The organism is Propioniciclava sp. LT432 (genome assembly GCF_059515965.1).
Genome location: NZ_JCAKNE010000034.1, coordinates 1 through 19797 on the forward strand (window position 1 = coordinate 1; position 19797 = coordinate 19797).

A 19797-nucleotide genomic window follows, 5' to 3' on the forward strand; every position below is an offset into this window, starting at 1 on the left:
GAAAGCCATGGGTTCAGGATTACTGAAGGATCCTCCGCCTTGAACCCAAGGGTAGGTCACTGATGAGCCGCTCACGTGTTACCTGGGGTTCGGGAACTGGGGGGTACGGGTGTGTGGTCCTCAAGGTCGGGGTGGGTGAGGGTGCTCAGGTAGTGCGCGGCGGTCTCGATGGTGATGCCGAAGAAGTCGCAGAGGCGACGGTGGTCGCCGCCGGCGTTGACCTCGGCGAGGATGCGGTCCTGGCGCATTGCGCTGGGTGGGATGCCGAGCTTGTCGGTGAGCCAGGGGACCCGGACGGGTTCGAGGGTGGATGCGGACCGGCTGTGCACGAGGAAGTGCGGGTTGATGCTGCCGGGCCAGCGGTGGTGTCGGTGGAGGAGGTACCGGTCCAGCGTGGCCTTGGTGGCGTGGGCGAGCAGGATCGTGCGGTCTGGCAAGTGGATCCGGTGGTCATGGATGTCGACCAGTTGGAGGGCGCTGGCTTCGGCGGGCCGCAGCCCGTGGACGCCGATCAGCGCGGTGATCGCGGCGGTGGCTGGGTCGGGGGAGTTGAACAGGGCACCGAGCACGGCGGTATCGGTGGGCATGGGGATGCGTCGCTCGAAGTTGCCCATGTTGAGTTGGGCGGTCGGGTTGACGAAGAGCACGTGGTGTCGCTTGAGGGTGGTGAAGATCGAGCGCAGCGCGGCGCCCAGTTTGGCGCGTGGGGTGCCTTCGCCGGGCAGGGCGGCGAGGATGTGCGTCCGGCTGATTTCGCGCAGCGATTGATGGCCGGCTGCTGCCCAGGTGAGGAGCGTCGGCAGGGCCCATCGCGTGCGGAGCTTGATCGACTGGTCGTGGCGCGGTCGGCTGCGCGGCGGGGTGGTGCTGCCGTGGTGCAGCACGTTGAACCAGATCAGCAGTTCGTCGGCCATGGGGTCGGGCAGGCCTTGGAGTTGGCGTTCGAACCAGGCGTCCAGCGTCGAGGTGCGGTCGTCGATGAGCATCCCGGCGTCTTGCAGGACGAGGAGCGCGAGTCGGACCCGGAGGCGGTGTCCGATGAGGTCGAGGACGTGGCTGGCGCGGATGGGTGGGGCGGTGATCTGGTGCTTGGCCAGCAGGACCCGCAGCGTGATCCGGGTCTTGAGGGATTGCCGTTGGGTCCAGCCGTGCCGGGCGGCCATGTCGAGGGCATGGTCGTCGAGTTGGGTGGCGAATTCGTGGTTGGGTGGCTCGCCGACACCGTGGCGGCGGGCGGGATCTTCGACCGGGTGGTAGTCGAACAGGCTGGGTTGGTCGGCGTTCGTCGATGGAGGGCCGGTATCGGGTGCTTCCAGGGGTGTGCCGGGCAGCGGCAGTTGATCGCGGCGACGTCGGAAGTCACGGCGACGGTGCGGTCGGTATCCGTTGCGGTATCCGCTCATGTCGGCGAACCACAGCTGTTGTCCGCCGCGGTTGGCGGTGACCACGTCGCGGGGGAGTCCGTACTGGGCTTGGTTGTAGAGGGTCTGCATCCAGCACAGGCGGCAGGCCTGGTGCTCGTTGATGGCGAGTTCACGATGGCAGCTGATGCACACGCCCTCGACGGGATAGCGGTGACGCCAGCCGCGGCAGGCTTGGCAGGTCCATCCGCGGAGGCGGGTGACTCCCCAGGCCAGGCAGTCGCGGCAGGAGTCGGGCGGTTGGGGTGCGAAGGGATGGCATTGGCGGCACAGCCGGCCGGCCCAGTAGTCGCCGGTGGCGCCGCAGCTTCGGCAGGGAAGCGGTCGGCCGAAGCTGCCGGGTTTGCAGTCGTAGCACCAGCGACGCTTGACGTAGGCCTCGGGCTTGCGTCCGCAGCCCTCGCACGTCTTGGGGGCGGTCACGCGGGTGGCTTGCTGCGGGGACGCCCCGTTGTCGGCGCTCGCCGTCGGGCGGGTGCCGTGGGTGAGGCAGCTGCCACGGCCTTGACGGCTTGTTGCCGGGCGGTCACTGCGTCGGGTTCGCACACGAGGATGTCGGTCGGCTGGCAGCCGAGCACGAAGCAGATCACATCGAGGTCATCGAGCCGGATGGTGGTGGGTGTTCCAGCCCATAGCCCGGACATCTTCCCGGCACTGATGTCGAGGCCGGCCTCGGCCAGCCGTCGGCGTAGTTCGGTGGATTTCCAGATGCCGGCCTCGGCGGCCTTCATCCGCAGGTTCCAGCGCATGGGTTCATACCTCCTTGTGGGGTGCGGGGTGGGTGATTCGATCCAGGGTCCGCTGGTTGGCGGCCGCCCAGGACGCTTCGATGTGGGTGGAGTGGACGTGGATGTACTGGGTTGTGGTGGACAGCCAGCTGTGACCCATCAACTCCTGGATGGCCTTGAGTGTCATGCCCTGCTGGTACAGGTGCGATGCGCAGTAGTGCCGCAGGACGTGGGGGGTGAGCCGTCGGCTCCAGTCCGGCAGCCACCGTTCCACGGCGTCGGCCAGTCCGGTGCGGAGTGCTTCGGTGCCGAGCCGGGTGCAGTGGCCACTGAGCCGGTCGCGTCGTTCGCTGGGCAGCAGCGGGGCGGCAGGGTCGTCGTAGTCGTCGCCGAACTGGTGGCGCACGTCGGTCAGCCACCACTCCAACAGTGCGTCGACGTCGTCGATTGCTGGCACGATTCGTACTTTGGCGCCTCGGCCCCGGCTGCCCTTGCCGTGGCGGACGTGCAGCTTGCCGTGGGGACCAAGCTCGGGATGCCAATCGGCGACGTCCAGCATGACCGTCTCGTTGATCCGCAGACCGAGCCGTCGCCACAGGGACGCGGCCAGATAGTCCCGGGCCGCTGGAAGGTACTTCCGGCTGTCGGGCAGCGCATCGCGCCACCCGTCGAACAAGGCACGGATCTCGTCTGTCCGCGGGGGAACCCTGGTCGCGGTGGCGGCGGCGATCGCCCTGGGCCGGTTGAACTCGTCGATGGGCTGGACGACGACCTGCCCGAACAGGGCATGGATGTCGCCCTGGTACCGAACGATGACGAAGTCGTAGAACTTGGCCAGCGTGCCCGCTCGAGCGGCGACGGTCGACTTGGCGAGCCCGCGCTGGGTTCGTGCCGCACGAAGGTACCTGTCGGCGTCCTCTACCTGCGCGGTCCACAGCGGACGACCCAGGAACCGTGTGAAGTCGAAGATCGCCCCGCGTTCGGCGGCGGCCGTCCCATCGGTGAGCCCGGCAGCACTGAGGGCCAGCGAGTACTGGTCGATGAGTTCCTGCTCGAACTCCTCGGCGTCGATCCGGCTACGCGAACTGCGCGCCGACTCGACCGACCGCACTACCGCGAGCGCCATACCCCAACCTCACAAACCTCAACGAGTTGTCGAGAACTTAGCATGAACGTCAGGAATCATGACGCACGGTCAGGATGGCGTGTCGGATCCCCCTCCCGTCATCAGTCCAAGTCACCGGCCCACCACACCACACGGTCCCTCGCGGAACTGAATGGTGTTGAAACAGCGCGGAGGGTCGTAGCCAGCGTCGCTGGGTGAGTAGAGCCAGCCGTGTGACGCCAAGTGCTGGCACAGCTCATCCTCGAAGACCTTCTCCTGATGCTGCGCAGTCACGATCCACTCCTCTCAGTGACGTTCAACTGTCCCGTCACGGTCGCAGTGATCAGCGCCGAGCGACGCTCACGCGCCAGCTCCACGAACCGCTCAGTCTTCACCATCAGAGCATCGATCTTGGCGGTCTCGTGATCGAGATGTGCGACGATCCTCCCCTCTTGTTCTGGGGGTGGCTGAGGTACACGCAATGCGCGGAGCTTCTCTGCGGTCAGATGCGGGATAGTAGAACCATCACAGACTTCCGCTATAACCCCTCGATCTCTGTATGCCCGGAGCACGTACGAAAGGAAAGCCGTTGACCTAGGGCACCTCGGGCGCACGCGGTTCACCGTCTTCTGAAAGCCCCAGCCAAGAAGATCCTCTCGCAGCCGCCAAGAAACGCCTACGGACGCTCCGCCTTCTGTCACCAGCAGGTCGTTGCGTCGAAGCGAGAGAGAACGAAGCTCTTGGCGTGTGAAGGGCATCTCGTTCACGTCCTCAAGATCGAGTCGATCACTCTGGAGGTTGGCGGCTCGGACATAGGGGGCAGTCACAGCATCGGCATCTACTACGCGCCCAGAGTCGAGCATCTTTCCTAGAGTGACAGTGAAACCATAGTGAATTCTCGGGAAGGCCCACGACGATGGAAGGTCTGGGATCCAAGCAGTCCCGCCCGTGATTCGCCTCGGTTCCACACTGCGCACCCCGGTCACTTCTGTCCAAACCAGGTCGCGACGCCGCATCCGTAGACGGTCCGCTAGCGCAGTCTGCTTCTCGATGAGCGCGTCGATCTTTGCAGTCTCGCGGTCGAGGAAGTCAGCGATGGCCTTCTGCTCGGCTAGGGGAGGGAGCGGGATCAGAAGCCGAGAAAAGGCCCACGGATCGAGATCCCACTGATCGACACGGATACCTCCAGACATTCGCCCGTAGCTCTCGATGAAAGGACGCGAGCGCAGCAGGTAGTGGAGGAACCTCCGCTCGAAGTCGTGTCGCAGTGGCCTGAACACGAAGTAGGCGGGACTGACGATGCCCCAGAGCGAGGAGACGCCGAGCGACCCCTGCCAGGACTTCATCTTGTTCAAGACGAGGTCACCGGGGCGAACCAACAGGTAGTTCGATAGGTCATCCGGGATCCGATTCCAATTGTCATCCGTGAAGCCACGCGGCACCACACCGAACTCGCGGTACACCGAAAGCAGATTCTCGTTGTCGCGGCCACGGTCGGAAGACCTTCGGAACAGTGTCCAGAGTGGTGCTGTTTCCCACCGCTCCGGGAAGCCGACGGGCTGGACAGGTTTCACCCCTCCACCTCCTGGAGCATGACGATGATCTCCTTGGCGAGTTCATCCAGCTCGGCGTCGATCTCCTCCAGGGGGCGCGGCGGCACGTACTTGTAGAACAGGCGGGTGAACGGGATCTCGTAGCCGACCTTGGTCTTGGTCTGGTCGATCCACGCGTCTGGCAGGTGCGGGAGGACCTCGCGGGCGAAGTATCCGTCAATGGCGTCGCGGAAGGGCACCAGCTCGGTGTCGCGCAGGTCGATGTCCGGTTCAATGTTGCCTTTGGCGTCGTGGCAAATGTCGGCATCGGTGTCGCGTTCACCGACGGCCTGCCAGACGGCTTTGATGACCGGAAGGCCGAGCGCGACCTTCTGCGCCGTGAGCGCGTTGCGGAGAGCCTTGATGAAATGATCGCGATTGGTCCACACCTGACCGCTGAGGGAAGTGAGGGCCGCCCGAAGGGCCTCTTGTGTGTGGGCGTCCAGCTTGGCGACGGACTTGGTGGCTAGCGCGGCGTCTGTGTTCTCGTCGGTGACCTCGAAGCGGAGGCGGAGGGGTTGTTCGACGGTGATTTCCCAGTAGCCGAAGTCGGCGGGTTGGAGGATCTTCGATTCCTCGGTCTCGGCGAAATCGTCGTAGAGCTTGACGATGTGGGCGCGGTCGGCGTCACTGATCTCGCGGTTCTTCGAGCCGAGGTTCTTGCGCAGTTTCGTCCAGCGGGCGGTGGCCTCGATGAGTTGGATCTTGCCCTTGCGGTGGGCGGGCTTGTTGCTGTCGAGGATCCACACGTAGGTGGCGATGCCGGTGTTGTAGAACATGTTGGTCGGCAGGGCGACGATGCAGTCGACGAGGTCGGATTCGATGAGCCAGCGGCGGATGTTGGACTCGCCCGACTCGGCGCCGCCCGTGAACAGGGGCGAGCCGTTGAGGACGATGCCCGCGCGCCCACCCGAGTTGGGCTGGTTGGGCTTGGCGGGGCGCATCTTCGAGACGAGGTGCTGCAGGAACAGCGTCTGGCCGTCCGAGATGCGGGGGAGGCCGGCGTCGAAGCGTCCGTTTCCCTTCGCGTGTTCCTTGCGGACGACCGCTTCGGCTGCCTTCCAGTCGCCCCCGTAGGGCGGATTGGACAGGCAGTAGTCGAAAGTGCTGTCGGCGTGGAGGTCGTTGCGGAGGGTGTCGCCGAGGCGGATGGCGTCCACGGCCTGACCCTTGCCGATCATGTCGGACTTGCAGATGGCGTAGGACTCGTCGTTGAGTTCTTGGCCGGCGAGCGTGATCGTGGCGTGGGGGTTCATCTCCAGGATGTGCTCCTCGGCGATCGACAGCATGCCGCCGGTGCCGGCGGTGGGGTCGTAGATGCTGCGGACGGCTCCCGGGGTGCAGAGAATCTCGTCGTCGGGGGCCAGGACGAGGTCGACGATTAGCCGGATCGCGTCGCGTGGGGTGAAGTGCTCGCCCGCGGTCTCGTTGGAGGCGGTCGAGAACTTGAAGATGAGGTGCTCGAACGCCTCTCCCATATCGGCGTTGTTGACCGTGCTCGGGTGGAGGTCGATGTTCGCGAACTGGTCGACGACTAGGTACAGCCGGTCGTGCTCGGCCAGCTTGCGGACGGTCTTCTCGAACGCGAACTTTTCGAAGATGTCCGCGACGTTGGCAGAGAAGCCCGCGACGTAGTCGAGGAGGTTCTCGGCGAGGTTCTCCGGGTCACCGAGGAGAGCCTTGAGTGTGTAGTCGGTGCGGTTCCAGAAGTGGAGGTTGAACTGCGTGCGCAGCAGGGTGGCGAGGATCTGGTCACTTGGGTACTTGGCGGCGAGCTCGTTGATCGCGTCGCGGTGGTCGGACAGGACGCACTCCATGCGCCGGAGGATCAGGAGGGGGAGCGTCGCCGTTCCGTACTGTGCGGGTTTGTACACGCCGCGCAGTTGGTCTGCGATGTTCCAGATGAATCCCCCGAGTTGGCTCAAGACGATGACCTTCCTTGATTGGGCGCGAATCGGTGCTGCGTTTGCACAGTTGTTCCTTACCCTAACCGTGCTTCACCGCTGTGGGTGATGCAGGCACGATGCCTGCGCGCCTTGGCACGGCGCCGCTGGCGGACGAGGGGTTGCGTCGCTGCCAACGCCCCGGCCTTCCCGGATCAGCCTTGCCACCGGGATGGCTCGCGGGCGCGAAGGCACTTTGGAGCTCGGGTTCCCGGCCGTCACCGGACGGGACGGGGAGAGGCTCGTTGACTGGTACACCCTGCGCCGTACCATGGGCCGACGTGGGAGACGAACCTCATGGAACCCGCGCACAGCGTGTGGCCAATTTGCTCGCCGCCAGCCCTGTGATCGCGAGCATCAAGGACGATGCCGGGCTGGAGCGCATGCTCGCTTCCCGGTGCCGCACGGGCATCCTGCTCTACGGGTCGATCAACGACTTGGACGAGAAGCTGAAGGTGATGCGCGACCGTCGCAAGATCCCACTCGTCGACATCGACCTCATCGACGGGCTCACGGCGGACAGCGCTGGCGTCGAGTTCATGAAGCGGAAGCTCGGCGCTCCCGGGGTTCTGTCCAACCGCGCCGCTGTGGTGAAGGCGGCGAGCCAACAGGGTCTGTTGTCGGTGCACCGGCACTTCATGATCGACTCGATGGCGTTCCACAGCTTGGAGCGACAGGTCAAAGTTTCCATGCCGGATGCGGTGCAAGTGCTGCCGGGCAGCATTCCCAAGGTGATTGGCTGGCTCCGGGACGCGCTGACTGTTCCTCTCATCGCCGGCGGCTTGATCCACGACGCAGAGGACGTCAGGAACGCTCTGGCGGCGGGGGCGGCAGCGATCGCGACGTCCAACGTCGATCTCTGGGACCATCAGCCGGAGAGGTCGCTTTGACAGCAGGGCGTCATCCGCCTACGCTGGCCCACACATCACCCATACGCGGTCCAGCCGCACATTGCTCAGAGACCAGAGAACAGCAATGAAATCCTCAAGGGATTTCTGCTGTTCTCTTTTTGTTTGCCCAAAGACGGGGGAGTATCGATGGAAATGTCGGAGTTCACGCTCGATGCGTTCCGGCTCGATGGCAAGGTGGCCATCATCACGGGTGGAAACACGGGGCTGGGGCAGGCCTATACCGTCGCTCTCGCAGCAGCAGGTGCCTCTCTCTTCGTGCCCAGCTTGGGCGCTGACGTGTCGGACTCCCGGGACCTTGTCGAAGCCCGGGGCGGACGCTACGTCTATCGCGATGCCGACATCACGGCTGAGGGTGCCGCCGACCGGATCGTCCAGGAGTGCCTGAACGAGTATGGCCGGGTCGACGTGCTGATCAACAACGCAGGCATGTGCCTCATCGCTGACGTGGACGACTTCGGCCGATCTCACTGGGATCCCATGGTCGCGCTCAATGTGACCGCTGCCTTCGAACTGTCCCGTGCCGTCCTACCCACCATGAAGGCACAGGGGAGCGGGAAGATCATCAACGTTGCCTCGCTGTTCTCCTACCTTGGGGGGCTCGGTTCGCCGGCCTACGCCGCGACCAAGCACGCGATTGTCGGCCTGACCCGGGCCTACGCCGACGAGTTGGCCGGGTCCAACATTCAGGTGAACGCATTGGCCCCGGGCTACTACGCCACCGCCATCACCACGGCCACCCGGTCCGATCCTGTCAAGAACCAGCGGGTCCTCGACCACGTGCCCGCCGGACGTTGGGGTGACCCCGCCGACCTGATGGGGGCTGCCGTGTTCCTGTCGTCCGCGGCCTCGGACTACGTCAGCGGTCAGGTTCTGGTCGTCGACGGCGGATACCTCGTCCGATGACCGGGCCCTTGCTGGTCGGCATCGACGGCGGCACGCAGTCCACGAAGATCGTCGTCGTCGAGGCGGACGGTACGGTGGTCGCCGAAGCGGCAGAACCGTTGCGCCCGCTTCAGCTTCCCGCCAGGGGTCAGGTCGAGCACCCGGATGACGACCTGTGGGACTCCTTGGTCGTCGCGAGTCGAGCTGCCATGGACTCACTTGGCCCGCGCCGCGCCGAGATCGTGGGTATCGGCCTGTGCTCCATCCGTTTCTGTCGAGCACTGATGCGCGCCGACGGAACCCTTGCCCGCCCTGTCATGAACTGGATGGACGAGCGGGTGGGGCGGCCCCATGAGGATTGCGGGGACCAGGACGTTCGCTACGTGGGGACCGCGTCCGCGTACGTCACCGCGCGACTCACTGGGACGGTGGGTGACTCGACCGCCAACTACGCCGGTCTGTGGCCAATCGACCACGAGACTTGGGACTGGGTCGAGGACGACGACAAGCTGGAGGCTGCGATCGGCGTGCCCCGCTCCATGCTTCCGCGACTGTTTCTGCCGGGCGACGTCCTGGGGGTTGTCACGGAATCCGCATCACACGCCACCGGTCTCCCCGCCGGCATCCCGGTCATCGCCACCGCGAACGACAAGGCTGTGGAGGGTCTCGGCAACGGGTTGTGCGGGACCGGGCACCTCGAACTATCCCTGGGCACCTACATCACGGCGATGAAACCGGCCACCTCCAGGCACCCGGACACGGCCGCCCGTTGGTCCAACTTCGCATGCCAACCCCACCAGTACCTGGACGAGTCCGCCGGCATCCGACGCGGCATGTCAACGCTGTCATGGATGCGAGACCTCGTGAAGGACGGCTTGTTGGAACGCGCCCAAGCAGAGGGCGTCTCCCTAGAGCACCTCATGAACGAGGCCGCCGCCCAGGTGCCAGCAGGTAGCGATGGCCTCCTGACCGTCCTTGACTGGCTGGCTCCCGCCGACCAGCCGTACCGACGCGGTGTCATGTTGGGTTTCGACGCCCGCCACAAGTGGCCCCACATGTACCGGTCGATGCTCGAAGGCATCGCCATGACCATGCGGGGGGCCGTGGACGCGATGCTCGGGGAACTGGGCGAGAGCGTCGACGCGATCGTTGTCGCCGGTGGGGGCTCGCGGTCAGACGTGATGATGCAGATTGTCGCGGACGTCTTCGACCTTCCCGCTCAAAGGGCACCCGTGACCTCAGGCGCCGGCTTGGGCGCTGCCATCTGCGCGGCCGTGGCCACGGGCCTGCATCCCAGTTTCGAGGACGCCGTCGCCGCCATGGTGCGCCCGGGCGACGAGTTCATCCCTGATCCCGACGCCGTGGCCTCCTACCGGCTGCTGCGAGAGGTCTATTCAGCCCTGCCCACCCATCTCGAACCAGTGCTCCAACAGCTCCACCGAACCGGATTGTGAGGAACCCGTGATCACCCGACAGGACATTGTCCAGCACCTCGTCGCCCTGCTCGGCGCCGAGAACGTCGACACCGATGAAGCCGAACTGAAGGCAAGCTCGATCGACCGCTACCGCAAGCTTCAGGACATTCACGGCATCTACCCGATGCCCATCCCGGCCGCCATCGCCTATGCACGCGACGCACAGGATGTCGCCGATGTCTTGGCCTTCGCTTCCGAAAACGCGATCAACGTTGTCCCCCGCACTGGTCGGTCCGCCACTGAGGGCGGATTGGAGACCGCCCGCGAGAACTCGATCGTCCTGGACGGTTCACGCATGGACAAGATCCTCCACGTCGATGAGGAGAACATGCAGGTCACCGCCCAATGCGGCGTGGGCCTCCAGGCCCTGGAGGACTGTCTCCGGGCACGGGGACTCACCACGGGTCACTCCCCGCAGTCGAAGCCTCTGGCCCAGATGGGTGGCCTGGTCGCCACTCGGTCTATCGGCCAACTCTCCACGCTCTACGGCGGCATCGAGGACATGGTGGTCGGGCTGGAGGCGGCCTTCCCCGATGGCAGCATTGCCCGCATCAAGAACGTCCCGCGCCGAGCCGCTGGCCCTGACATCCGTCACATCGTCATCGGCAACGAGGGCGCCCTCTGCTTCATCACCGAGGTGACGGTGCGCCTGTTCCGGTACCGCCCCGAAACCACTCGGTTCCTCGGTTACCGCGTCTCGGACATGGCGACCGGCTTCGCCATTCTCCGCGAAGTCATGACGGAGGGACTGCGCCCTGCAGTAGCCCGCCTCTACGATCCCGAGGACGCCAAGGGACACTTCGCTGACGTTTCCGAGGGGCAGTCCGTGATGATCTTCTCGGCCGAGGGCAACCAGCGGATCGTGGACGCCACCATCGCCACTATCGACGAACTGGCCTTGGCACACGAGGACGTCGTGCCACTGGACCCGGAGTACTTCGCCATGTGGTTCTCCAACCTCAACTGGGGGCCGGAGCAGATCGCCCAGGAGCGTGAGGAGATCAAGCAGACCGGGGAGATCGGGTTCACCACCGAGGTCTCGGGCTCATGGTCGGACATCGAGCCGATCTACCGCACCACGGTGGAGCGCGTGAAGGCGGAGATTCCGGCGCTCACTTGGATCGGCGGCCACTCCTCCCACTCCTACACCACCGGGACGAACCTCTACTTCGTCTACTACTACAAGGTGGGTGGTGACCCCGCCGATGAAGTCGAGGAGATCCATGAGCCCATCAACGCGATCATCTGCGAGCAGGCGCTCGCACACGGCGGTTCGATCGTCCATCACCACGGCATCGGCAAGGCGCGGGCGCCTTGGACCGAAGCCGAGCACGGGTCGGCCTACCCCCTCCTGAAGGCGCTCAAGACCGCTTTCGACCCCCACGGCGTGATGAACGCCGGCACCATTTTCCCGCTCTCCTGAAAGAAACTCGGATGAAGAAAATTCGGCCCATCGCGTTCTGGCCACCCGTCGTCCTCTTCGTGGCGGCATGCATCTACAACTTCGTGAACCCGGAGGGTTTCACCGCGGCCATCAACGCCGCCAACAACTGGCTGATCGGCAACCTTGCTTGGGCGTTCAGCTTGGGCGTCCTCGCCATGATGCTGGTGATCGTCTGGGTGATGGTGTCAAAGTTCGGTGACGTCCGCATCGGTGGCCGCGACGCCGCACCGATGCTCGACAACTTCCGGTACTTCTCCATCACCCTGACGTCGATCATCGCCATCGGCCTGCTGCTGTGGGGCACCTCTGAGCCCCTTTACCACTACATGTCCCCGCCGGAGTCGCTCAACCTCGAACCCGGCTCGCCCGAGGCCGTCGTGTTCGCGGTCTCCACGATGTTCACGCACTGGACGTTCCTGCCGCTGGCGATCTACGCGGTGCCCTCGATCATGTTTGCCTTCGCGTTCTACAACATGCGCAAGCCGTACTCCATCGCCTCGACGCTGACCCCCCTGTTCGGTGACAAAGTGCTGGGGAAGTGGGGGCAAGGCTTGGATGCCATCGTCATGTACTCGCTCGTCGCGGGCATGTCCGCCTCGCTCGCCAGCGGCATCCTGGTGATCAGCGGCGGCGTTAACTACCTGACGGGTTGGCAGACTGGCCTGTTCATGTGGGCCATCGCCGACATCGCCGTCGTCGTCACGTTTGTCTTCAGTTCGATCGCCGGCCTGTTCAATGGCGTTCGGCGGTTGTCCGAGATCAACACGCTGTTCTTCGTGGCGCTATTCGTTTTCATCCTGGTGGTGGGCCCCACATTCTTCGTTTTGAACCTTGGGGTGGAGAGCCTCGCCAACAACATGGCCACCTTCTTCCCGAAGGCCATGTTCACGGGTGCGGCAGCCGATGACCCGTGGGCCGGTGGGTGGACGATGTTCTACTGGTGCAACTGGCTGAGCTGGGCGCCCATCTCCGGCATGTTCCTCGGTCGTATCTCCTACGGCCACACGATCCGCAAGGCCCTCACCATTCAGTTCGTGATGCCGGCCCTGTTCAACGTCGTCTGGATCGCCATCTTCTCCGGGGCGGCCATCAAGCTCGACCAGGACACGGGCGGTGCCCTGACGGCTGCCGTGGCGAACGGTCCGGAATTCGCGGTGTACGAGTTCCTGCGGCACTACCCGCTGTCGCTGCTTCTGGTGCCGGTGTTCCTGTTCATCACCTTCCTCTCCTATGTCACCGGAGCCGACGCGTACACCACCACGATCGGCGGCATGTCGACCACCGGCATCTCCCCATCATCTCCCGAGCCTTCCCGCATCATGAAGATCTTCTGGGGCGCGCTGATCGGCCTTGTGGCCTGGATCCTGCTTGCCGCCACCGGCGGCGCCGACGGTGTGAAGATGCTCTCCAACCTAGGTGGCCTCCCGGCTCTCATCCTGGAGATGTTCATGGTGGTCGCACTCCTCAAGGTGGCGAACAACCCTTCGAAGTACGACGTCCGCAAGCAGGACTACGACGTGCACGGCGTGCCCCTGAAGTCGGTGGCCAAGAAGGCCACCATGAGCGAGGAGGACCTGATGGCCCGGTATTCCGACGATTACGTGGACGAGGAGATCACCGACCTCGTCACCGAGATCCCCACCACAGCAGGTGAGCCCCGATGACGCGCGCTGCAGTGCTCCACGAGGTGGGGGCGGACCTGAGCGTGGAGGACGTCGTCCTGCTCGACCCCAAGCCGAGGGAGGTGCGTGTCCGGTTGGGCGCCTCTGGGGTGTGCCACTCCGATGTCATGGCGGCCCGCGGTGGGATGCCCAGCCCGATGCCCATCATCCTCGGCCACGAGGGAGCCGGTGTCGTCGAAGCGATCGGTGACGCAGTCACCCGAGTGAAGGTCGGCGACCACGTCATCCTGTCCTGGGCACCCTCCTGTGGTGTGTGCCTGCACTGCCTCAATGGACGCTCCAACCTGTGTGCCGCCTACGCCCCGCGCGTGCTCGATGGCGGGCTCTTGGACGGGACGTCCAGGTTCCGGACCACAGACGGCCGTCCGATCAGCCAGTACTCCTTCCTCGCCACGTTCACCGAGGAGACCGTGGTGCCGGAGGAGTGCTGCGTGGTCATCGACCGCGAGATGCCGATGATGCCGGCATCCCTCATCGGGTGCGCCGTGATGACCGGGGTTGGCGCCGCCCTGTTTTCCGGCGCTGTGCGCACGGGGAACACCGTCGCCGTGTACGGCGGGGGTGGGGTCGGGCTCAACGCCGTCCAAGGTGCTGTGGTCGCCGGCGCCGGCCGCGTGATCGTGGTCGACACCAACCCGGAGAAGCAGGACGTGGCGACCTTGTTCGGCGCCACCGACTTCGTCGTTGCCGGGGAGGCCTCGGCCTCCGAGCAGATCCTGGAGCTCACCGGAGGCGTCGGCGTGGACGTCGTCATCGAGGCCACCGGCCATGCTGGCGCCATGGGTGATGCCTACTCGGCAGCGCGTCGTGCAGGCAGGATCGTCTACGTCGGCGTCGCCCCATCGAACGCCGTGGTCGAACTCCCCGCCTCGCGCCTCCCGCGCGAGGAGAAGACGATCGTCGGCTCCTTCTACGGGTCGGCGATTCCTCCGCGGGACTTCCCGCTCGTGGTCGACCTCTACCGCGCGGGCAAGCTCAAGCTGAACGAGCTCGTGGGCACGGTGGTGCCGCTCCAGCAGATCAACAAGGTGTTCGGTGCGCCCACGAATGCGGCGCGCTCGGTCGTGACATTCGAAGGGAACTGAGGAAGATGCTGTTGATCGGTGAATCGTTCGTCGGGGACGGCGTCAACGCGGCCCACACCAACGTCTTGGTCGGCCCGAAGGAAGGCCCGGCGGGTGCCGCGTTCGCCAACTCCCTTGCCAGCCCGTCGGCAGGCCACGTGCCGTTCATGGTCGTCGTGAAGCCGGGGATCCCGGTGCGCCCGCTCACGCTGTTTGTGAACAAGGCCGTGATCAGCGGTGACGTGCACGGCAACGCGACATGGGGAGCGGCGCAGGCCGGCATCGCGGTCGGAGTCCACAGGGCCGTCGTCGAGGGCGTCCTGCCCCCCGAGGCGCCGACTGAGTGGACGATCGTCGCCGCCGTGTGGGTGAACCCGGGCTGCGACGACCTGGACGAGGTCTACCGCAACCAGCGGGATGCCGCGTATGGCGCCGTTGTGGCGGCCGTGAAGGGTCTCCCCGCCTGGGACGACGTGGACGCCGCCGCCGCCCAGCCCAGTAATCCCTTCTACACGCCCAAGGAGCTGTGACATGCCCGACCGAAGCAACGCCGCGGCCGTCTTGGACGGTGTGCCGCGCGACCTGCTGCTCGATGGGGAGTGGGTCGCACGTGATGTCCGTTTCAAGGTCATTAACCCCGCGAATGGAAGCCTGATCGCCGAGGTGGCGGACGGTACAGCGGAGGACGCTCTTGCAGCCCTCGACGCCTGTGAGCGGGCCGGTGCTGCGTGGGCGGCGACGACCCCGCGGGAGCGCGCCAACATCCTGTGGCGCGCCCACCAGATGATGCTCGACCGGGTGGACCAGTTCGCTGCCCTCATCACGCTCGAGATGGGCAAGCCGCTGGCGGAGTCCCGGGGCGAGGTGCACTACGCCGCTGACTACGTGCGGTGGTTCGCCGAGGAGGCCACGCGCGTCCATGGGGAGTACCGGGTGGCCCCGACGGGTGACTCGCGCATCGTCACGATGCGCCAGCCCGTGGGCCCGTGCCTGCTGATCACGCCGTGGAACTTCCCACTCGGCATGATCACCCGCAAGGTGGCCCCCGCGATCGCGGCGGGGTGCACGATGATCGTGAAGCCGGCCCACGAGACGCCGCTCACCTGCCTGCTGATGGGCAAGCTGTTCCAGGACGCCGGTGTGCCCGCCGGGGTGCTGCACATCATCACCACGTCACACCCTTCGCCGATCTCTGAGGCCCTCCTGGCGGACCCGCGTCTGAGGAAGCTGTCGTTCACGGGGTCGACGGGGGTCGGCTCGACCCTGCTGAAGGGGGCGGCCCAGAACGTGGTCCGCACGTCGATGGAGTTGGGCGGCAACGCGCCGTTCATCGTCTTCGACGACGCCGACCTGGACCGGGCCGTCGACGGTGCGATGCTGGCCAAGTTCCGCAACGGCGGTGAGTCATGCGTGGCAGCGAACCGGCTGCTGGTTCAGTCCGGCGTCGCCGATGAGTTCGTGAATCGCCTCGAGGAGCGCATGCGCAGTGTTGTGGCGTCCGACGGTTTCGATGCCCAGGCGACCGTGGGGCCGGTCATCACCGAGAAGCAGCGCGACTCCGTGGACGCACTGGTCCGGGACGCCGTTGAGCGGGGTGCTGAGGTGCTCGTAGGCGGTGCGTCGCGCGAAGGGGCGGGGTTCTTCTACGAGCCCACTCTCGTCACGGGTGTCCCCGCCGACGCCCGGATCGCGGTGGAGGAGATCTTCGGGCCCGTCGCTGCGGTGCAGACCTTCGGGTCGGACGAGGAGGCCATCAGCCTGGCCAACAACACCGAGTTCGGCCTGACCGCGTTCGTGTTCACGTCCAACCTGGACCGAGCGTTCCGGGTGGCGGAGGCCCTCGAGACCGGCATGGTCGGCGTGAACCGCGGACTGGTCTCCAACGCCGCCGCTCCCTTTGGCGGCGTGAAGGCGTCCGGGCTGGGCCGCGAGGGCGGCTTCGAGGGCATCAATGAGTACCTGACGCTGAAGTACGTCGCGCTGGACGCCACCGGGTTCTGAACCCGTTCCAGGCTAGATCGGCCCTCGGCTTCTTAGCCGAGGGCCGATCGCGTGCTCCCATCCACCGGAGACGCAACGAACCTCGTAGCCGCTTGTGCGGACGGCCCTGTCCACATCAAGCCACCTGTACGCAGTCGCTGCCAGTACCTCGACCTCGCCCCTCAGGCCGGCGGTGATTGTCACTATCGGAAGGGGCGCAGGCGAGGCCGCGCCCGTGTGGTCACGGCAGGAGCCGTAGCCGGCGCCTCCCACTCCACACGAGCCGACGAGGATCTCAGCGAACGCGTTCGGACTCCTGGCGTTTCCCTAACGTTCGCGCCAAGCGAGACGGACTAGGCGCGGCAGCAGCTGCAATCCAATGGTCGGAGGCGGCCAGCGGCAAGCTCGAGGAGGGCTGGTTCCCCATCTTCAAGCATGGCGACTCGACCCCACCAGCCGTTTGGGCGGCGCTGCCATTCGATGAGGAGGGCGGGTTGCCAGGCGCCGGCGTCATCGCGTGCGAGCACGTGCTTGGCCGCGGATCTCGGGCCGTCTGCTTGCATGCGCGCGATGCGGTCACCGAGTGATCCCAGCTCGGAGTTGATGCGCGAAGACATGGACGCAGGATAGTTCCATTAGAACAAGTGTGCGAGATGGCAAGAGGGCGCCTCCCGCCACGAGCAGCCACAGCTGAAGTCGTGGCGGACAAAGCGCACTGGCCCCCTCATGCCGCTGGTGATCGGGTGGACATGGTGGACATGCTCCTGGCAAGGGGTCCAACGGACCTGTGGGCGGCCGGACTTCCTTTGTGGACAGGTCGAGGACAGATCTGAGGACATGCCTTGTGTGGGCTTCCGTGGTGTCAGGACACCACGAAAGGAAGCGGCCATGGGCATCGCGGAGCAGCTCGGTCTGGAGGAGCGAGTCCCTCAGCAGATCATCGCGGAGAAGTGGGATGCATGGCGCGTGCGGGAGCCCGCCCTGGCCGCTGTGGCCGAGCCGGAGTCCCTGCCACGTTGGTTGGATCGGGCCCGTCCCAACTCCAGCGATTCCCAAGTCTTCATCGAGGTCAACGCCGTCCTGCGCGCCTTGGCTCGACAAGCCGCCGTTGATGGCGGCGATGATCGGGACGCCGCCCTCATCCTCGCTTGGGTGATGCTCCCCGCCGCGATCGCGACGGCGCAGTGCGTCCAGCACCTGGAGCCCGACGAGGTGGACATCGTCATCGCCTCGAACCTGTGGATTCTGGTGAGGTCGTTCCGTCATCGCGTCCGATCGGGGGACGTGGCGGCGAGCATCGCCCGGGACCTGAAGACGGTCGTCCTGCTGGAGATGGGTGTGCAGGCGCCGCGGACGCGGCTTCCGTTGACCACGCCGGTGGCGTCCACCGTCTTTGATGGGCACGCGACCGAGGAGGTTGACGATGTGGACCCTCGCGTGGAGCTGCTGCACGTCCTCGACGACGGTGTCGCGGTGGGCTACATCGATGCCGCGCAACGGGACCTGCTGCTGGAGATCATCGCCAGCGCGGGCGAGGCCGCGGGACCACTGAGGGCGAATTCGTCGGGTTTGCGGGGGTTGCTGTCCGAGGAGGTCGCCACGCGACTGGGACGTCGGTACGGCATCACCTCGCGGCAGCTGCGTCGTCGGGCGGACAGGGCAGTCAAGGCGCTCTCGCGACTGGTCAGGGAGTGCGCGGCATGACCACCACGGTGACGACGCCTGAGTTGCTGTTGGCGTGGGGCGCGATCCGCCGTGGCGAGTTCCGCCAGGCCGGCTCGGCCGCAGGTTTCCCGCGCTCATCCGGGGAGCGACTCGTGGTGGTGGTCGGGGTGGCGGGTCAGGTGGGCGCGACGACCGTGGCGACAGCCCTCGCCGAAGCGCACGCGGCGAGCCGGCTGGTGGACTGCGCCCCCACCGTGGCGTCCGGCCTGGTCGGTGCGTGCGACCGGGAGTTGCCCGCCGGTGAGTCCGGTTGGCTGCGTGGACGCCGCGGGACGTTGCTGGTGGAACGGTGCCCCTTGGAGCTCCCCGGCCCGACCGCCGGCCCGCTGCCACCGACCGCCGACGGCGGCCTGACCGTCGTTGACGCTGGCGCTGACGCCCTCACCCACCTGGGTGGACGCGGCTGGGCCAGCCAGACGGTGCGCGACCCGTCGGTCCCACTCGTGCTGGCCGCGCGCTGCACGGTCCCGTGCATGCGCCGCCTCGAGGTGTCCCTGGCCCACTTGGCCCCACCGGGACGCTCGGTGGGTCTGGCCCTCATCGGCCCGCCATCGCGTCGGTGGCCACGCCATGTCGTGCTCTCGCACGCCGCCGAGAACCTCCGCCAAGACGGGCGCGTCGTCTTCGTCCCCGTCCATGACGCCTTGGCCACGCGTGGTCTGGACGTCGACCCGATCCCCGCGCCCGTCCTGGCCGCGGTCCGCAGCCTCGCCTTGGAAGGAATGACCTCATGACCCCCTTGCTCGTGCCGCTGGAGATCTGCCCGCTGCCCCCTCCGGGGATGCAGACCTACGTCGACCAGATCACCGGCTATGTGCTGTTCGCCGTCGGCGTGCTGTTCGTCATCGGCGTCGTGGTGTCGATCGGCGCCATCCTGGCCGGGAAGATCTTCTCGATGCCCCACGCCTCGAAGACGGGCGTCGTCGGGGTCGCGGTCGTCATCCTGGCTGCGGTCGCCTACCAAATCTTCCCGGCCATCGTCGCCGCCATCGTCGGGTCGGGGTGCGTGTGATGAGCAGACACCCACGGTCGTCCGCCACCCCCTCTGCTCAGGGGTGGCCGCGGGAGAAGCTGCTCGCCCTGGTCGTGATCAGCGGCATCACGTGCCTGCTGCTGGTCATCGGTCTGGTCCACAGCATGGTCTCCGCCCTGACACCCCGGATCGAGCAACCCAACCCAGCGGCCGCCTCGGCGGACCCTGCGCGCCATCGCGCAGTGGCGTCCCGGGACGCGATCGCCGCGGCGCCCATGCTGCAGGTGCCCCGCGAGGCAGCCTTCCAAGGCGCTCCAGCGTTGACGCCGGCTCCCACAATCCGCATCCCGGAGCCGACGATCGGCCGCGGGCCGGCGGGCGTACCGACCGGCTTCCCGCATACCCCTGAGGGGGCAGTGGGCCAGCTCACGGCACTGGATCGGCTCGTGCTGGAGCAAATGAGCGTCGCCACCACCCGCGACGTACACGCCGCATGGACCCTCGACGGTGCGATCGGGTTGGGGGAGTGGATCGTGGCCCAGCACGTGCAGAGCTTCCTGGCCAACGCCAAGCAAGGCGCCACCAAGGACCCCACGACCGTGGTCGAGGTGACCCCGGTGGGGGCTCAGATCAAGGGCACCGATGGCCCCAACTGGGTGCTGGCGTGCGTGCTGTACGACGTCCGCGCCACCATCCGCACCACCTCGCGGATGGGGTACGGACGCTGCGAGCGGATGCAGTGGCACGACGGCCGCTGGCAGATCGCCCCCGGACCGGCCCCGGCGTCCGCCCCCTCCGCTTGGCCGGGCTCCCAGCTCGCCAACGACGCCGGGTGGCTCACCTGGACCCCCGCCCCCTGAACCCGAAGGAGC

General features: G+C 66.2%; 18 protein-coding genes. 12 read left to right on the plus strand and 6 right to left on the minus strand.

Going from position 1 to position 19797, the window contains the following annotated elements; genetic code table 11:
• Positions 1-71 precede the first annotated feature (71 nt).
• From AC5YDV_RS16845 to AC5YDV_RS16870, 6 genes are all read right to left on the minus strand, one after another.
• Positions 72-1844, minus strand: coding sequence for a site-specific integrase (locus tag AC5YDV_RS16845; protein WP_496183013.1), 1773 nt, complete (start codon positions 1842-1844; stop codon positions 72-74).
• A complete protein-coding gene (locus AC5YDV_RS16850; protein ID WP_496183014.1) occupies positions 1841-2170 on the minus strand; it encodes a helix-turn-helix domain-containing protein in 330 nt (109 codons plus the stop codon). Before AC5YDV_RS16850 ends, AC5YDV_RS16845 begins: the two co-directional genes overlap by 4 nt.
• A 4-nt stretch (positions 2171-2174) precedes the next feature.
• On the minus strand, positions 2175-3275 hold the full coding sequence (locus AC5YDV_RS16855; RefSeq protein WP_496183015.1) for a tyrosine-type recombinase/integrase: 1101 nt from the start codon (positions 3273-3275) through the stop codon (positions 2175-2177).
• A gap of 111 nt (positions 3276-3386) precedes the next feature.
• Entirely contained in the window at positions 3387-3548 is a 162-nt protein-coding gene (locus AC5YDV_RS16860) for a hypothetical protein (protein WP_496184718.1), read from the minus strand.
• Entirely contained in the window at positions 3545-4828 is a 1284-nt protein-coding gene (locus tag AC5YDV_RS16865) for a restriction endonuclease subunit S (RefSeq protein WP_496184719.1), read from the minus strand. The genes AC5YDV_RS16860 and AC5YDV_RS16865 overlap by 4 nt, the downstream gene beginning before the upstream one ends.
• Positions 4825-6771, minus strand: a complete 1947-nt coding sequence (locus AC5YDV_RS16870) for a type I restriction-modification system subunit M (protein ID WP_496184720.1) — start codon at positions 6769-6771, stop codon at positions 4825-4827. Before AC5YDV_RS16870 ends, AC5YDV_RS16865 begins: the two co-directional genes overlap by 4 nt.
• Positions 6772-7070: 299 nt before the next feature.
• On the opposite strand from AC5YDV_RS16870, the gene AC5YDV_RS16875 reads away from it, so the two are divergent.
• From AC5YDV_RS16875 to AC5YDV_RS16930, 12 genes are all read left to right on the plus strand, one after another.
• Entirely contained in the window at positions 7071-7679 is a 609-nt protein-coding gene (locus AC5YDV_RS16875) for a glycerol-3-phosphate responsive antiterminator (protein ID WP_496184721.1), read from the plus strand.
• Between the two features lie 153 nt (positions 7680-7832).
• Positions 7833-8603 carry an SDR family oxidoreductase gene (locus AC5YDV_RS16880; RefSeq protein WP_496192534.1) on the plus strand — a complete coding sequence of 257 codons (771 nt, stop codon included), beginning with the start codon at positions 7833-7835 and terminating at the stop codon, positions 8601-8603.
• Entirely contained in the window at positions 8600-10036 is a 1437-nt protein-coding gene (locus tag AC5YDV_RS16885; RefSeq protein WP_496184723.1) for an FGGY-family carbohydrate kinase, read from the plus strand. The genes AC5YDV_RS16880 and AC5YDV_RS16885 overlap by 4 nt, the downstream gene beginning before the upstream one ends.
• A gap of 7 nt (positions 10037-10043) precedes the next feature.
• Positions 10044-11480, plus strand: a complete 1437-nt coding sequence (locus AC5YDV_RS16890) for an FAD-binding oxidoreductase (RefSeq protein ID WP_496184724.1) — start codon at positions 10044-10046, stop codon at positions 11478-11480.
• 11 nt (positions 11481-11491) lie between these two features.
• Positions 11492-13165 carry a BCCT family transporter gene (locus tag AC5YDV_RS16895; protein WP_496192535.1) on the plus strand — a complete coding sequence of 558 codons (1674 nt, stop codon included), beginning with the start codon at positions 11492-11494 and terminating at the stop codon, positions 13163-13165.
• Entirely contained in the window at positions 13162-14268 is a 1107-nt protein-coding gene (locus AC5YDV_RS16900) for a Zn-dependent alcohol dehydrogenase (RefSeq protein WP_496192536.1), read from the plus strand. The genes AC5YDV_RS16895 and AC5YDV_RS16900 overlap by 4 nt, the downstream gene beginning before the upstream one ends.
• Positions 14269-14273: 5 nt before the next feature.
• Positions 14274-14777 (plus strand): formaldehyde-activating enzyme, encoded by a 504-nt coding sequence (fae, locus tag AC5YDV_RS16905; RefSeq protein WP_496184727.1) that lies wholly within the window; start codon positions 14274-14276, stop codon positions 14775-14777.
• A gap of 1 nt (position 14778) precedes the next feature.
• Positions 14779-16248, plus strand: coding sequence for an NAD-dependent succinate-semialdehyde dehydrogenase (locus AC5YDV_RS16910; protein ID WP_496192537.1), 1470 nt, complete (start codon positions 14779-14781; stop codon positions 16246-16248).
• 867 nt (positions 16249-17115) lie between these two features.
• Entirely contained in the window at positions 17116-17931 is an 816-nt protein-coding gene (locus tag AC5YDV_RS16915) for a hypothetical protein (RefSeq protein WP_496184729.1), read from the plus strand.
• Positions 17928-18686, plus strand: coding sequence for a hypothetical protein (locus AC5YDV_RS16920; protein WP_496184730.1), 759 nt, complete (start codon positions 17928-17930; stop codon positions 18684-18686). Before AC5YDV_RS16915 ends, AC5YDV_RS16920 begins: the two co-directional genes overlap by 4 nt.
• Positions 18683-18964 carry a hypothetical protein gene (locus AC5YDV_RS16925; RefSeq protein ID WP_496184731.1) on the plus strand — a complete coding sequence of 94 codons (282 nt, stop codon included), beginning with the start codon at positions 18683-18685 and terminating at the stop codon, positions 18962-18964. The genes AC5YDV_RS16920 and AC5YDV_RS16925 overlap by 4 nt, the downstream gene beginning before the upstream one ends.
• Complete coding sequence (locus AC5YDV_RS16930; RefSeq protein WP_496184732.1) at positions 18964-19785, plus strand: hypothetical protein; 822 nt, start codon at positions 18964-18966, stop codon at positions 19783-19785. The genes AC5YDV_RS16925 and AC5YDV_RS16930 overlap by 1 nt, the downstream gene beginning before the upstream one ends.
• The last annotated feature ends 12 nt before the right edge of the window (positions 19786-19797 follow it).